General features: G+C 59.9%; 12 protein-coding genes. 4 read left to right on the top strand and 8 right to left on the bottom strand.

Annotation, left to right across the window (positions count from 1 at the left end; translation table 11 throughout):
- Window positions 1-26 precede the first annotated feature (26 nt).
- Both rpsI and rplM read right to left on the bottom strand, forming a co-directional pair.
- Entirely contained in the window at window positions 27-419 is a 393-nt protein-coding gene (rpsI, locus tag BLS27_RS11650) for a 30S ribosomal protein S9 (protein WP_043207470.1), read from the bottom strand.
- 14 nt (window positions 420-433) lie between these two features.
- Window positions 434-862, bottom strand: a complete 429-nt coding sequence (gene rplM, locus BLS27_RS11645) for a 50S ribosomal protein L13 (protein WP_043207468.1) — start codon at window positions 860-862, stop codon at window positions 434-436.
- A gap of 256 nt (window positions 863-1,118) precedes the next feature.
- Between rplM and BLS27_RS11640 the strand changes: the two genes are divergently transcribed.
- A complete protein-coding gene (locus BLS27_RS11640; protein ID WP_043207467.1) occupies window positions 1,119-2,159 on the top strand; it encodes an NADP(H)-dependent aldo-keto reductase in 1,041 nt (346 codons plus the stop codon).
- 278 nt (window positions 2,160-2,437) lie between these two features.
- Complete coding sequence (locus BLS27_RS11635) at window positions 2,438-3,334, top strand: GlxA family transcriptional regulator (RefSeq protein WP_167358094.1); 897 nt, start codon at window positions 2,438-2,440, stop codon at window positions 3,332-3,334.
- Window positions 3,335-3,437: 103 nt separating this feature from the next.
- Here BLS27_RS11635 and zapE read toward each other — a convergent pair whose 3' ends face one another.
- From zapE to BLS27_RS11620, 3 genes are all read right to left on the bottom strand, one after another.
- Complete coding sequence (gene zapE, locus BLS27_RS11630; protein WP_090344884.1) at window positions 3,438-4,532, bottom strand: cell division protein ZapE; 1,095 nt, start codon at window positions 4,530-4,532, stop codon at window positions 3,438-3,440.
- Window positions 4,533-4,784: 252 nt separating this feature from the next.
- Window positions 4,785-6,131 carry a tryptophan--tRNA ligase gene (locus tag BLS27_RS11625; protein ID WP_090344882.1) on the bottom strand — a complete coding sequence of 449 codons (1,347 nt, stop codon included), beginning with the start codon at window positions 6,129-6,131 and terminating at the stop codon, window positions 4,785-4,787.
- Between the two features lie 25 nt (window positions 6,132-6,156).
- The gene (locus BLS27_RS11620; protein WP_043207462.1) at window positions 6,157-6,792 is read right to left on the bottom strand and encodes an alpha/beta hydrolase; all 636 of its coding nucleotides are present in this window, start codon (window positions 6,790-6,792) and stop codon (window positions 6,157-6,159) included.
- Between the two features lie 135 nt (window positions 6,793-6,927).
- Here BLS27_RS11620 and BLS27_RS11615 point away from each other — a divergent pair, with 135 nt between their 5' ends.
- Window positions 6,928-7,365, top strand: a complete 438-nt coding sequence (locus BLS27_RS11615) for a Z-ring associated ZapG family protein (protein ID WP_043207459.1) — start codon at window positions 6,928-6,930, stop codon at window positions 7,363-7,365.
- Between the two features lie 158 nt (window positions 7,366-7,523).
- On the opposite strand, the gene mdeB is transcribed toward BLS27_RS11615, so the two are convergent.
- Window positions 7,524-10,214, bottom strand: coding sequence for an alpha-ketoglutarate dehydrogenase (gene mdeB / locus BLS27_RS11610; protein WP_208599411.1), 2,691 nt, complete (start codon window positions 10,212-10,214; stop codon window positions 7,524-7,526).
- Between the two features lie 68 nt (window positions 10,215-10,282).
- Entirely contained in the window at window positions 10,283-11,479 is a 1,197-nt protein-coding gene (locus BLS27_RS11605; protein WP_090344880.1) for a methionine gamma-lyase, read from the bottom strand.
- A 127-nt stretch (window positions 11,480-11,606) separates the two neighbouring features.
- Between BLS27_RS11605 and BLS27_RS11600 the strand changes: the two genes are divergently transcribed.
- Window positions 11,607-12,086, top strand: a complete 480-nt coding sequence (locus BLS27_RS11600) for an Lrp/AsnC family transcriptional regulator (protein WP_043207451.1) — start codon at window positions 11,607-11,609, stop codon at window positions 12,084-12,086.
- A gap of 1,734 nt (window positions 12,087-13,820) precedes the next feature.
- Here the strand turns inward: BLS27_RS11600 and BLS27_RS24200 are convergent.
- On the bottom strand, window positions 13,821-13,923 hold a 103-nt coding region (locus BLS27_RS24200; protein ID WP_425262101.1), incomplete at its 5' end, for a hypothetical protein.

Below are 13,923 nucleotides of genomic sequence, written 5' to 3'. Positions count from 1 at the left end.
GCTTTTTTTCGACTGCCGAAGCGGTATTAACGCTTGGAGTACTGAGGACGCTTACGCGCTTTACGCAGACCCACTTTCTTACGCTCGACTTCACGAGCGTCGCGGGTGACGTAACCAGCACGACGCAGAGCGCCACGCAGGGATTCGTCGTAGTCCATCAGAGCGCGGGTGATACCGTGACGGATCGCACCGGCTTGACCGCTGACACCACCACCGGAAACGGTGACGTAGATGTCGAACTTCTCAACGGTCTCGGTCAGTTCCAGCGGCTGACGAACAACCATGCGAGCAGTTTCGCGACCGAAGAACACGTCCAGAGAACGGTTGTTGATGGAGATGTTACCAGTGCCCGGACGCAGGAAAACGCGAGCGGTTGCGGTCTTGCGACGGCCAGTGCCGTAATTTTGAGTCGCCGACATAATGAACTATCCCGTTAGATCTTCAGTTCTTGAGGCTGCTGAGCAGTGTGTGGGTGAGCAGCACCCGCGTACACTTTCAGCTTGCGGTACATGTCGCGACCCAGCGGGTTCTTCGGCAGCATGCCTTTGACCGCGGTCTCGATGACACGCTCAGGGGCTTTGTCGATCAGCTTCTCGAAGCTGATTTCCTTGATGCCACCTGGGAAACCGGAGTGGGAGTAGTACATCTTGTCCGAAGTTTTGGCACCAGTGACACGTACCTGCTCGGCGTTGATGACGACGATGTAGTCGCCGGTGTCAACGTGAGGGGTGTATTCTGGCTTGTGCTTGCCACGCAGACGACGAGCGATTTCGGTAGCCAGACGACCCAGGGTCTGACCAGCGGCGTCAACTACGTACCAGTCGCGCTTTACTGTTTCCGGTTTAGCAGTAAAAGTTTTCATTCTCTAAAGCCTCAGAGGCCGCCCAGCGAAAAATAGACGGCGAATCTTACTGGATAGTGCACAGCTTGCCAAGGGCAAGCGCGCAGCCGCACACGGACGCTATTGGGGGCTCGGGTCGGCGCGTCCAATGTTCGACAAGGGTTCCTCCTGCATGGTGGTGCATCACTTCCGCCACACGGAGAGGTGCCGAATTATCCAGATTGCAGAAAAAAATTCAACCTGATTTGATGGTTCGATTTGCAGGAGACGGTACCCCATGGAATATCGCCAACTCGGCCGAACCGACCTCAATGTCAGCGCCCTGTGCCTGGGCACCATGACCTGGGGCGAACAGAACGACGAAGCCCAGGCCTTTGCCCAGATCGCACTGGCCAAGGCCAGCGGGGTCAATTTCATCGACACGGCAGAGATGTACCCGGTGCCGCCACGGCCCGAAACCTACGCCGCCACCGAGCGCATCATCGGCAACTGGTTCCGCCGTCATGGCGATCGTGACGACTGGATCCTCGCGAGCAAAGTCGCAGGTCCCGGCAACGGCATCAGCCATATCCGCGACGGCCAGCTCAAGCACAACCGCCAGCATATCGTCGCTGCGCTGGAGGACAGCCTGCAGCGCCTGCACACCGATCGCATCGACCTGTACCAGCTGCATTGGCCCGAGCGCAGCACCAACTTCTTCGGCAAACTGGGCTACCAGCATCTGCCTCACGACCTGTTCACGCCACTGGAAGAAACCCTCGAAGTACTCGACGAACAGGTGCGCGCCGGCAAGATCCGCCATATCGGCCTGTCCAACGAAACGCCATGGGGCACCATGAAGTTCTTGCACCTGGCCGAGACTCGCGGCTGGCCGCGAGCCGTGTCGATCCAGAACCCCTACAACCTGCTCAATCGCAGCTTCGAGGTAGGCCTGGCGGAGGTGGCGATCCGTGAGCAGTGCGGCCTGCTGGCTTATTCGCCTCTGGCCTTCGGCATGCTCTCGGGCAAGTACGAAGGCGGCGCACGGCCGGCACAGGCACGCCTGACGTTGTTCAGCCGGTTCTCGCGCTACTCCAATCCGCAGACTGTGTCCGCCTGCAGCCGTTATGTGCAGCTGGCCCGCCAGCATGGTCTTGACCCGGCCCAGATGGCCCTGGCCTTCGTCACCCGTCAGCCGTTCGTGACCAGCAACATCATCGGGGCTACCAGCGTTGAGCAACTGCAAAGCAACCTGGACAGCCAGGCCTTGACCCTCAGCGATGAATTGCTTGCAGCCATCGAGGCCATCCACCAGGACCAGCCCAACCCGGCGCCTTGAGGGCCGCGGCAATGGCAAGCTGCAAGTGGCAAGCAAAAGCAGTCCGCGGACTGCTCTGGCTTTTTTCTTGCCGCTTGCCGCTTGCCACTTACCGCTTGAAGAAGCTTGCAGCCCAACAGAAAAAATAAGACGATCCAGCCGGTGATTGACCACTCTACCCTATAAGAACAATGACAATGATGTTTACCCAACCCTCCGCGTCGTTGCGGCGCGTCAGCATCCTGGCCATTGACAAGGTGTTCGCCTCGACACTGATGCAGGCAAAGGATTTCTTCCACCTGGCCAGCCTGCGCTACAGCAAGCAGCTGGGCCTGGGGCTGCAACCGATGTTCGAGATCTGCCTGGTGAGCCCGGACGGCAAGCCCGTGGACAGCTTCAGCAATGTGCAGGTACCGGTCGACAGCGGCCTGGTCGATGCCGACGTGATCATCCTCCCGGCGTTCTGGGAAGACTTCGATAACCTGCAACAGCGTTACCCCCAGGTCCTGCCCTGGCTACGCGAGCAGCATGCCCGCGGTGCGGTGTTGTGCGGCGAGGCCAGTGGTGTGTTCTGGCTGGCAGAGGCAGGCCTGCTCGATGGCAAGGAGGCAACTACGTACTGGCGCTTCTTCAACAGCTTCGCAGAGCGCTTCCCCAATGTCCGGCTGAACCAGGACAAGCACCTGACCGATGCCGACAACCTGTATTGCGCTGGTGGCACCACATCGGCGTGCGACCTGTACATCTATCTGATCGAGCGATTCTGCGGCCCCAACGTCGCCCGCGCCGTGGCCCGAGACATCCTCTACGAAGTCCAGCGCAGCTATACCCCGGGACGCATGGGCTTTGGCGGACAGAAGCTGCACCAGGACCTGATCATCCTGCAGATCCAGCACTGGCTGGAGGAGCACTTCGCCGACAAGTTCCGCTTCGAGGACGTAGCGCGCAACCACGGCATGAGCATCCGCAACTTCATGCGCCGTTTCCAGAGCGCCACCGGCGACAAGCCCCTGCATTACCTCCAACGTCTGCGTATCGAGACGGCCAAGGGGCTCTTGTCGAGTACGCGCAAGAGCATCAAGACCATCAGCTATGAAGTGGGTTACGACGACGCCAGCTTCTTCGCCAGGCTGTTCCGTCAGCACACCGAACTGTCCCCGAATCAGTACCGGCAGCAGTTCGTGCAGGAGGCCTGAGGGCTTTCTTGAGTGGCAAGCTTCTAGCGGCAAGCCACGAGAAAAAGAAAAAGCCAGAGCAGTTCGCGAACTGCTCTGGCTTTTTTGTAGCTTGTAGCTTCCCTCAGGGCTTGTGCGCCCGCGCCAGGAACTCGTGGGACTGCATCTCCAGCAGGCGGCTGAGCGTGCGCTGGAATTCGAAGCTCAGGCGGCCGCCAGTGTACAAATCCTTGAGTTCGACCTCGGCGGAGATGATCAATTTGACGTTGCGGTCGTAGAACTCATCCACCATGTTGATGAAGCGGCGGGCGATGTCGTCGGTGGTCACGCCCATCTGCTCGACATTGCTCAGCAACACGGCATGGAAGATCTTGCCCAGCTCGATGTAGTCGTTCTGGCTACGCGGGCCGTCGCACAGGGCGCGGAAGTCGAACCAAGCGACGTCATCGCAGGTGCGGATAGCTTGGATCTCGCGGTTCTCGATCACCAGCACGTCGTTTTCCACAGCCTGGGTGCACTCGGGCGTCAAGGCACGGAAACTCTGGCGCAGGCTTTCATGGGCGGCTTCGTCGAGCGGGAAGTGGTACAGCTCGGCCTGCTCCAGGTGACGCAGGCGGTAGTCGACCCCGCTGTCGACGTTGACCACCTCGGTGTTCTGCTTGATCAGCGCGATAGCCGGCAGGAAACGCGCGCGTTGCAGGCCGTCCTTGTACAGGCCGTCGGGGACGATATTCGAAGTCGCCACCAAGGTGACGCCATTCTTGAACAGCTCTTCCATCAACGTGCCGAGGATCATGGCATCGGTGATGTCGGACACGAAGAACTCATCGAAGCAGATCACCTTGGCTTCCTCAGAGAAGCGCTTGGCGATGATGGTGAGCGGGTTCTTCTCCCCCTTGAGGGTTTTCATCTCTTCGTGAACACGCTTCATGAAGCGGTGGAAGTGCGTGCGCATCTTCTGCTTGAACGGCAGCGCCTCGAAGAAAGTGTCGACCAGATAGGTCTTGCCGCGTCCCACGCCCCCCCAGAAGTACAAGCCCTTGACCGGTGCCTGCTCCTTCCTGCCGAACAGCTTGCCGAACACGCCCGGCTTGTTGTTCTGCGCCGCCAACAGGTCATCGTACAGGCGCTGCAGGTGACGCACCGCAGTTTCCTGCGCCGCATCATGGAAGAAGTCGGGACGTTTCAGATCTGCTTGATATCGTTCGAGGGGCGTCATGATTCGTTAGCGAGGCAACAAAAAACGGGCCGTCACTGTAGCGACAGGCCCGCTTAATGGCAATCATACATACGGCCATCGCGCCGCAGGGCCGTAAGCTACCGGTACACAAGCCTCTATCCGGCTTGTCTGTTCCGGCCCTTTCACGGGCAAACCCGCTCCCACAGGTACAGCAGCGTTCTCATTGACACCGCAGGACTTGTGGCAACGGATTCATCCGCCGATACCGGCGAACAGCCGGGACCCTACGCCTCAGTCTTGAGGCTGCAATGCCGCGCGCAGGCTCTCGATGGCGGCGTCACGGGCCTCGCCGGTCTGGAACTGTGGCCCATCGGCCACCTGCTCACCGTTCAGCCAGAGCGAGAAGCCCAGGCCGTCGACGCGCACATCGGCCTCACCGCCCTGCTGCAACTGCTTGCTAACAGCGCCGGCGCTCTTGCCGTCAGCGAAGCTGCGCGAAAGCAGCAGCTGTTCGCCATCGGCTGCCAGCAAACGGAAGCGGAAGCTGCCATCGTCGTCGCGGAAGCTGACGAAGCGCGCGGTCTTGGCGGCTTTCTTCTTCACTTCGGTGCTGGCCTGGACACTGGTGCGGAACGAACGCAGGCCCACTGCCTCGCGCAGTTGCTCAAGGAACGGCGTGGCGCTCTTGCGGGCCTTGGCCGCACCGGCCAGGAGAATGTCTTCCAGGTCCGAGGGGCGCGAGATCAATTGGTGATAGTGTTCGCGCTTTTCGGCCAACTGGCCGTCGAGCAGTTGGAACAGGCGCTGTTTGGCCTCGCCCCAACCAATGCCCTGCAGCAGCTCTTCACGGAACTCGGCCGCCTGCGCGGGGGTGGCGAAGGCCTGGAACAGGGTGAACAGGTGCGAGTTGTCCGCATCCTTCGGCTCGCCCGGCGCGCGGGAGTCGGTGACGATGCGCGAGATCGCGTCCTTCATGTCCTTGGCGCTGGTGAACAGCGGAATGGTGTTGTCGTAGCTCTTGGACATCTTGCGACCGTCCAGGCCCGGCAGCGTCGCCACGGTTTCCTCGATCACCGCCTCCGGCAAGGTGAAGAAGTCCTTTCCCTGGCCGAACAGGTGGTTGAAACGCTGGCCGATGTCGCGGGCCATCTCCACGTGCTGGATCTGGTCACGACCGACCGGCACCTTGTGGGCGTTGAACATCAGGATGTCCGCGGCCATCAGCACAGGGTAGCTGAACAGGCCCATGGTCACGCCGGCATCCGGGTCTTCGCCGGCTTCGACGTTCTTGTCCACCGAGGCCTTGTAAGCATGGGCGCGGTTGAGCAGGCCCTTGGCGGCGACGCAGGTCAGCAGCCAGGTGAGCTCGGGAATCTCAGGGATGTCGGACTGGCGGTAGAAGGTGACCTTGTCCGGGTCCAGGCCACCGGCCAGCCAGGTGGCGGCAATTTCCAGACGCGAGCGCTGGATGCGCAGCGGATCGTCGCATTTGATCAGGGCGTGGTAGTCGGCCAGGAAATAGAACGAATCGGCACCGGGCTGTTGGCTGGCGACGATCGCAGGGCGGATGGCGCCGGCGTAGTTGCCCAGGTGCGGGGTTCCGGTGGTGGTGATACCGGTGAGAATACGCGTAGTCATGGGTGTTCGCTTGATCAGGCTTGGCTCAGTTCGAAAGACGCGGCAGCACCAGATCCTTCAGATCGGTCAGCTTGCCATGGAAAAAGTGTCCGCATTCTGCCACTTTCAGCAGCTCATGGGGGCGCTGCAGGTTGTCGGACCAGTCGTAGACCAGCTGAGGATCGACGACTTCATCGGTGTCCGGCTGCACCACGGTCAGCGGGCAACGCTGGGCCAGCGGGAACTGCTCGCTCAAGCGCATTACCGCCGGGGCGATCATGAACAGATGCTGCAACGCCACATCGTCGGCTTCCAGGCGTCCGGCCAGGCTGGCCGCGACAAATCCGCCGAATGAGAAGCCCATCAGCACCAGCGGCAGCTCAGGGTGCTTGGCCCGCAGCCAGGCCGCGGCCGCCTCGGCATCGGCGACCTCGCCGGCCCCCATGTCATGACTGCCCGCACTCTGACCCACGCCGCGGTAGTTGAAGCGTAAGGTGATGTAACCTGCATCACGGGCGGTGCGCTGCAGGGTCGAGACCACCTTGTTGAGCATGGTGCCACCCTGGACCGGGTTGGGATGGCAGATCAGCACCGCACCGCGGGCGCCGGCCACATCCAGGTACAAGGCTTCCAGCTGGCCGCTCGGGCCATCAATGAACAAGGGGGTTTCGCGGATAAGCAAGGCACTACTCCGTGACCTCTGTGAAGGTCGACTCGTCTAGCTGAAGAATTCTGTTCTGATTTGCGATCGCTCGCGGTATACAGCGCAGGTCTGAGCCGTTAACGTAAAGCAAAGCCGTTTATAGAGGAAGGACTCGTGGAACTCTCGCTCCTTGTTTGGTTGTTGCCGACCCTGGCCCTCGTCGTCGGCGTGGTGGTGGGCTTTGTCGTCGCCCGTCTGCTGCCCAACGCAGCGCCCAGCAGCACCCAGCGTCAGTTGGATGACATCCAGCAGCGCTTCGATAGCTACCAGAACGAAGTGGTCACCCACTTCAACAGCACAGCAGCGCTGGTCAAGAAACTGACCCAGAGCTACCAGGACGTCCAGGACCACTTGGCCGACGGCGCCAACCGTCTGGCCCTCGACGACGTGACCCGCCAGCGCCTGCTGGCCGCCCTGCACTCCGAAGCGGCCCAGGGCCCGCGTGATCGCCTGACTCCGCCGAAGGACACCGCCGAAGTGCCTCGCGACTACGCGCCCAAGGCGCCGAACTCGCCGGGCATGCTCGACGAGAGCTACGGCCTCAAACGCTGAACATGAAAAAGGCCTCGCAAGAGGCCTTTTTTTGTGGGCGTTTGTAAGCAACTTCCTAGCAACGCCCATAAGAGCTGGCGAAGCCTGCGATGAGCTGCAAAGCACCACGAGGACGAAATGGGCTTGCCTTCAAACACAAGCCCTTGCCAAGCTGCCGCTCATCGACACCAAGGGGCCACCCCGCCAGCGATTTCGTACCGCGCCCTCGCCTGCTCCAATACCTGCTCGTCCAACCGCCCCTGCCTGACCAGGCTGTACAGCGCTGCCATCACCACACCGTAACGATCCACCTCGAAGAACCGCCGCAGTTGCTGACGTGTATCGCTGCGCCCGAAGCCATCGGTACCCAGGGTCATGTAAGGTGCCGGTACGTATTCGGCGATCAACTGCGGCCAGGCCCGGGCATAGTCTGTGGCGGCAACCACCGGGTCATCACCCGCCAGGCACAGGCTCACGTGGCTGACCCCGCCTCGCCCTTGGGTCGCCGCTCGCTGCACTTCCCGTGCCTCGCGTGCCAGTTCGCTGAAACTGGTGACACTGAACACATCACTGTCCACCTGCCATTCGGTAGCGAGCAGCTCACTGGCGGCAATCACCTCGCGCAGAATCGCCCCTGAGCCCAGCAGACGCACCTTGGCACGTGGCTGCAGGGCCTGCTGCCTGGCGAAACGGTACATGCCGCGAAGCACATCGCCGTGCATCGCCTCGGGCAACGAGGGCTGTGGATAGTTTTCGTTCATCACCGCCACGTAGTGGAATTCGTCGCACTGCTCCACCAGCATGCGCCGGGCTGCATGATCGAGAATCACGGCCAGCTCGCCGGCAAAGCATGGGTCCCAGGCCCGGCAGTTGGGCACCAAGGCCGCCATCACCAAGCTGGAGCCGTCCTGGTGCTGCAATCCTTCGCCACCCAAGGTGGTGCGCCCGGCCGTAGCCCCCAGCAACAAGCCACGGGCGCGCTGGTCGGCGGCAGCCCAGATCAGGTCACCGACCCGCTGGAATCCGAACATCGAGTAATAGATGTACACCGGCAACATAGGCTCGCCGTGTACCGCGTAGGACGTGGCCGCCGCTACCCAAGAAGAAATCGCCCCTGCCTCGGTGATGCCCTCTTCGAGCAACTGGCCGTCACGCGCCTCTTTGTAGGTGAGCAAAGACCCGGCATCCTCAGGCTCGTAACGCTGCCCGCAAGACGAATAGATACCGATCTGTCTGAACAAACTGGCCATACCGAACGTACGCGCCTCATCGGCGACGATCGGTACCACCCGCGGACCCAGCTCCGGCGCCTTCAACCAGTGGCCGAGCAGGCGCACGGCGGCCATGGTGGTGGACATTTCCTTGCCCTCAGCGTGCAAGGCAAAACCACCGAAGGTTTCAAGATCCGGCAACGGCAGGCGAGGACAGTCGCTGCGCCGCATCGGCAACGGCCCGCCCAACGCAGCACGCTGCTTGCGCAGGTAACGCATCTCCGGGCTGTCCTCGTCAGGCCGGTAGAAGCGCAGTTGCTCCACGGCTTCGTCCGACAGGGGGAGATGGAAGCGATCCCGAAATGCCAGCAGTGCCTGAACGTCGAGCTTCTTGGCCTGGTGCGCAGTCATCCGCGACTCGCCAGCGCTGCTCATGCCATAGCCCTTCTTGGTCTTGGCCAGGATCACCGTCGGCCGGCCCTTGCATGCCTTGGCCGCGGCATAGGCGGCGTATAGCTTGCGAAAATCATGACCGCCACGCTTGAGGGCGTTGATCTCGTCGGAGCTCATGTGCGCCACCAGCTGTTGCAGTGCCGGGTGCTGGTTGAAGAAATGCTCCAGGTTGTAGGTGCCGTCGTTGGCGCCAAGGGTCTGGAACTGGCCATCGGGCGTCGCTGCAAGTTGACGCAGCAGCACATGGTCATGGTCGCGGGCGAACAGAGCATCCCACTCCGAGCCCCAGAGCACCTTGATCACGTTCCAACCGGCGCCGCTGAACAGCGCTTCCAGTTCCTGGATGATCTGCCCGTTGCCGCGCACCGGGCCATCCAGGCGTTGCAGGTTGCAGTTGACGATGAACGTCAGGTTGTCCAGGCCTTCGCGCGCCGCCAGGGTCAGGCCTGCGGTGGACTCCGGTTCGTCCATTTCGCCATCACCGAACACGCCCCAGACATGCCGTGACTCCGTCTCGAGCACACCACGGTGCTGCAGATAGCGCATGAAACGCGCCTGGTAGATGGCATTGAGCGGACCGATCCCCATGGAACCGGTGGGAAACTGCCAGAAGTCGGGCATCAACCAAGGGTGTGGGTAAGAGCACAGGCCATTGCCGGCGACTTCCTGGCGATAGCTGGCCAGTTGCGCCTCGCTCAAACGCCCTTCGAGAAATGCCCGGGCATAGATACCCGGGGCGGAATGAGGCTGGAAGAACACCAGGTCTGCCGAGCGTCGCTCGCCACCGCTCTCGCCCCGGAAAAAGTGCTGGAAGCCCACCTCGAAGATCTCCGCCGCCGAGGCATAACTGGCGATATGCCCACCCAGATCGCCATAGGCATGATTGGCCCGCACCACCATGGCCAGCGCGTTCCAGCGCAGGATGCCAGTGATGCGCTCGTCCATCTCCAGGTCGCCCGGATAGGCGCCTTGCTGCTCCACCGACAAGGTGTTGCGGTAGGCCGAGAACGGCAAGGTATCGCGCGCCAGCCCCAATTCCAGTGCATGGCTTTGCAAACGCTGTAGCAGATAGCGCGCCCGCGCCGGGCCGCAATGGGCCAGGGTAGACTCGAGCGCTTCGCACCATTCGCGGGTTTCAGCCGGGTCGCTGTCCAGGTCGGTACCCTGGGCCGTCAATGGCTCGTTCGGATTCATCATCGCCACCATCGGGCTTTTCCTTCGGTTTCCGGACACGATTTGCGGGTAAACCCGCTCACACAGCGCTTGGCGCGGCTTCAGGCGCAGGCCTTCAATGCCTGGGCGATATCAGCCACCAAGTCATCGATGTCTTCCAACCCCACCGACAGCCGCACAAGGCCCTCAGAGATGCCATGGTGCGCGCGCTCCTGCGGCGTATAGCTCGAATGGGTCATGCTCGCCGGATGCTGGGCCAGTGACTCGGCATCGCCCAAGCTCACCGCCCGACTGAACAACTGCAGGGCATTCATGAACCGACGCCCCGCCTCGATCCCACCCTTGAGCTCGAACGCGATCATCCCGCCCGGCAGGCGCATCTGCCGCTGAGCCAACGCATGCTGGACAAAACTCGGCAGGCCCGGATAGTGGATCAACTCCACCTGGGGCTGGCGCGCCAGGTACTCGGCTAACTGCTGAGCGTTGCTGCAGTGGCGCTCCATGCGCAGGGCAAGGGTCTTCATGCCGCGCATCAGCAGCGAGGCATCGTGAGGCGAAAGGACCGCGCCGGTCATGTCCTTCAGGCCTTCCAGGCGGATCCGGTCGATCAGCGCCTTGCGCCCGACCACCAGGCCCGCAGTGATATCGCCATGGCCGCTCAGGTACTTGGTGGCCGAATGCACCACCAGGTCGGCACCCAGCTCCAGCGGACGCTGCAAGTAGGGCGTGCAGTAAGTATTGTCGACCACGACGTGGATGTCGCGACCACGCACCGCCTCTGCGACGGCCGCGATATCGACCAGTTGCATGTTGGGGTTGGCCGGGCTTTCGAAATAGATCATCCGGGTCTTAGAGGTTATGGCCGCCTTCAACGCCTTTTCGTCGTTAAGGTCAACGTGCTGGATCTTGACTCCGAATTCGCCGATGCCATGGTGCAAGTAGGCAAAGGTGCAGCCGTACAGGGTACGCCCAACGATCAGCTCATCGCCCGGACGTAGTAGCGTCCATAGCGTCGAGGTGATGGCGCCCATGCCCGAGGCCAACGCCAGTCCTGCTTCGCCACCTTCTAGCGATGCCATGCGTTGTTCGAGCAAGGCCAGGGTCGGGTTGGAAATGCGGCTGTAGAAATGCCCACTCTCCTCACCTGCAAAACAGGCCGCGCCGTACTCGACAGTCGGGAAGGCATAGGTGGCGGTCTGGTACACCGGCGGCACCAGCGCGCCGCCGTGGGAAAGCGGGTCATAGCCATGATGGATGGCCCGTGTTGAAAAACCGGTGTTGTTATTGGAGTCGCGCATGGCAACAGCCTCTGATGGTTTGTTATAAGCTTATGCCACCGGGTCGCGGGTAATTTTCCAAAATCGCCCACGCATTCGCATATCTTTTGGCATAAAAACAACAAACCAAACACCAGGAGGGCAAATCATGCCTTCGACCCTAGACCGCACCGACCGCGCCCTGCTCGCGGCCTTGCAGGACAATGCCCGCCTCACCGTCGCTGAACTTGCCGACCAGGTTTCCCTCACCACCTCGCCCTGCTGGCGTCGCGTCAAACTGCTGGAGGACAACGGCTACATCACCGGCTATCAAGCCATCCTCTCGCCCAAGTCACTGGGCTTTGGCGTGACCGCCTTCGTGAGCATCATGATGGACTCGCACACCAAGGAAATGGCCCTGGCCTTCGAGAAACGGCTGTTGGAAATCCCCGAGATCGTTTCCTGCCACAACATTTCCGGGCGCTATGACTTCTTGTTGGAGATCCTTGCGCGGGACCTGGAATCGTTCGGGGAATTTACCCGGGAGGTGTTGCAGCGTTTGCCGGGCGTTAAAGAGATCTATTCGAGTTTTTCGTACAAGGCGGTGAAGGAGCGGCGAGTGATTCCGGTGTCGGAAAAACACATATGAAATAGCTGAAAACCTTATACCCAGCGACTCCACACGACACCACAAAACTAACTAGCGCATGTTTTCATCCGGTCGATTCATCTATGCCCCCATGAAGGCATGCGCCACCCTCCTATGTAAGACCCGTCTCCCACTAACGAGGAGAGCTTCCTACTTAAGCTTGTGAAAAAATGAAGTATCCCTCAACAGGGTTCGTGGTGAAAATAAACGGCCCCTTAGATGCGCGAGCACACCATGAAACACCTCAACCTTATGCTCATGTTTTTTCTTTCCGGGTGCGGCAACGACTGGATGTGGATCCCTGATAGACAAGACATAAAATTCAAATGTGACATGGACCCCTATCGGCAAGGTTGCGAAAGAAGAATAGATTATCAAGAGCATTACAAACTGATCCAAAAGCCGCGACACTAAGCTCATCACAACTTCTTACTTAAAGTCAGCCGACAGCTCCAAGCCATGTCACCAAACCCAGGGGATTAAACTTGGAGCCACGTATATTCGGCTACCCCTAAAGCTAGGGATAATCATGCTTTACTTGGAATAGCGGAGGAAGCTCAGGCAGGTCAGAGTGCGGCCATATCTTTTCCCTACGCCGAAGGCGGCCTGGCACAAACCCTGAGCGCGCCCATCTAATCTCTCCATTCCTTCTATCATAAATTTCCAGATTACCTGTATCGGTTACTCCTAGGTGATTATGACGCCAATAGGACTTGTCTCGAGTCTCTGTAGCTTGAGCGGACCATACCCGACCACGGGATGGATCATAGAGAAAGCCAGAATTCTGGATAACGAAGTGAAGTGTTTCCCGCTTTCTCAATTTGAAAGTGTCGCTGTGCGGTTGTTTCTCGTTAGCCACCCAGATTACAGAGCCACGATCTTCAAGTACTAAGTTTCCATCAGGGCGAAGACGCAGCGCATAGCGCCCATTAGGAGATTTTATGAAATCGCCCGCATGCATAGATTGGTTGGGAGGAAGGACGGTACCTCCAGACCCGCTGAATCGTGCAACCTTCACTTTTGAATACTTCCCCATTACACCACCTTTAATTATTGAGCCGAAAGGGCTTGGTAAAGCCGGCCTACCAAAACTAGTCCCACAATAATTACAAGTCGTGCAAAGCCTAAGCGAACCGGAAACCCTCCCCCTATAGTCATCAGACTCTCCCTACAGCCGCAGCCGAGATGTCGCACAACATACAATCCAGATTTTACCAGGCTTACTTGTCAGACTTAGAAATCCAAAACACGTCACCCCCACAAAAGAATAATCAATGAACGGCTTACCCTACCCAACCATTAAAGAGCTGACCGCTCTATCAGTAATCTTTCTAGCAGGACGCAATAACAAATGCCTTTATTCTTCCCGGACCGATAAGCGGTTCATTTCAAATGCGACATGGATCCTTTCCGGCATGGCCACGAACGGCAAATGGACTATCAGGAGTACTTTCGATGGATCAAGCAACCCCAGCACTAGGCCTCTTGAAACAATCACTTCTCACCGGCCTCCTGCTCCTATCAGCCTGTAGCGCCGGCGGCCCCTACCTCGGGCCAGACAACCCAGATCAACACTTCAACTGCGACATGTCCCCCTACAGCCCAGCGTGCGCGCAACGCAGCGATTATGACCGGCACCTGGAAATGATCAGGACCGAAAAACAGACCCGGCGCCTGTTGCGCAACTAGTCAGGTGCCATAAACAAAAAACCCCGCCGAAGCGGGGTTTTCTGTTTATGGCAAGCGGATCAGCAGCACATCCAGCACCTGCTTGACGCCGTCTTCAACGCTGGTGGTCTGGGTATCGATCACCAGGTCCGCGTCCAGCGGCACATCG

Source organism: Pseudomonas guariconensis (assembly GCF_900102675.1).
In the GTDB taxonomy this organism is placed as follows: Bacteria; Pseudomonadota; Gammaproteobacteria; order Pseudomonadales; family Pseudomonadaceae; genus Aquipseudomonas; species Aquipseudomonas guariconensis.
The sequence above is the reverse complement of the archived record's forward strand: the minus strand, read 5'-3'. Positions and strand labels throughout refer to the sequence as shown.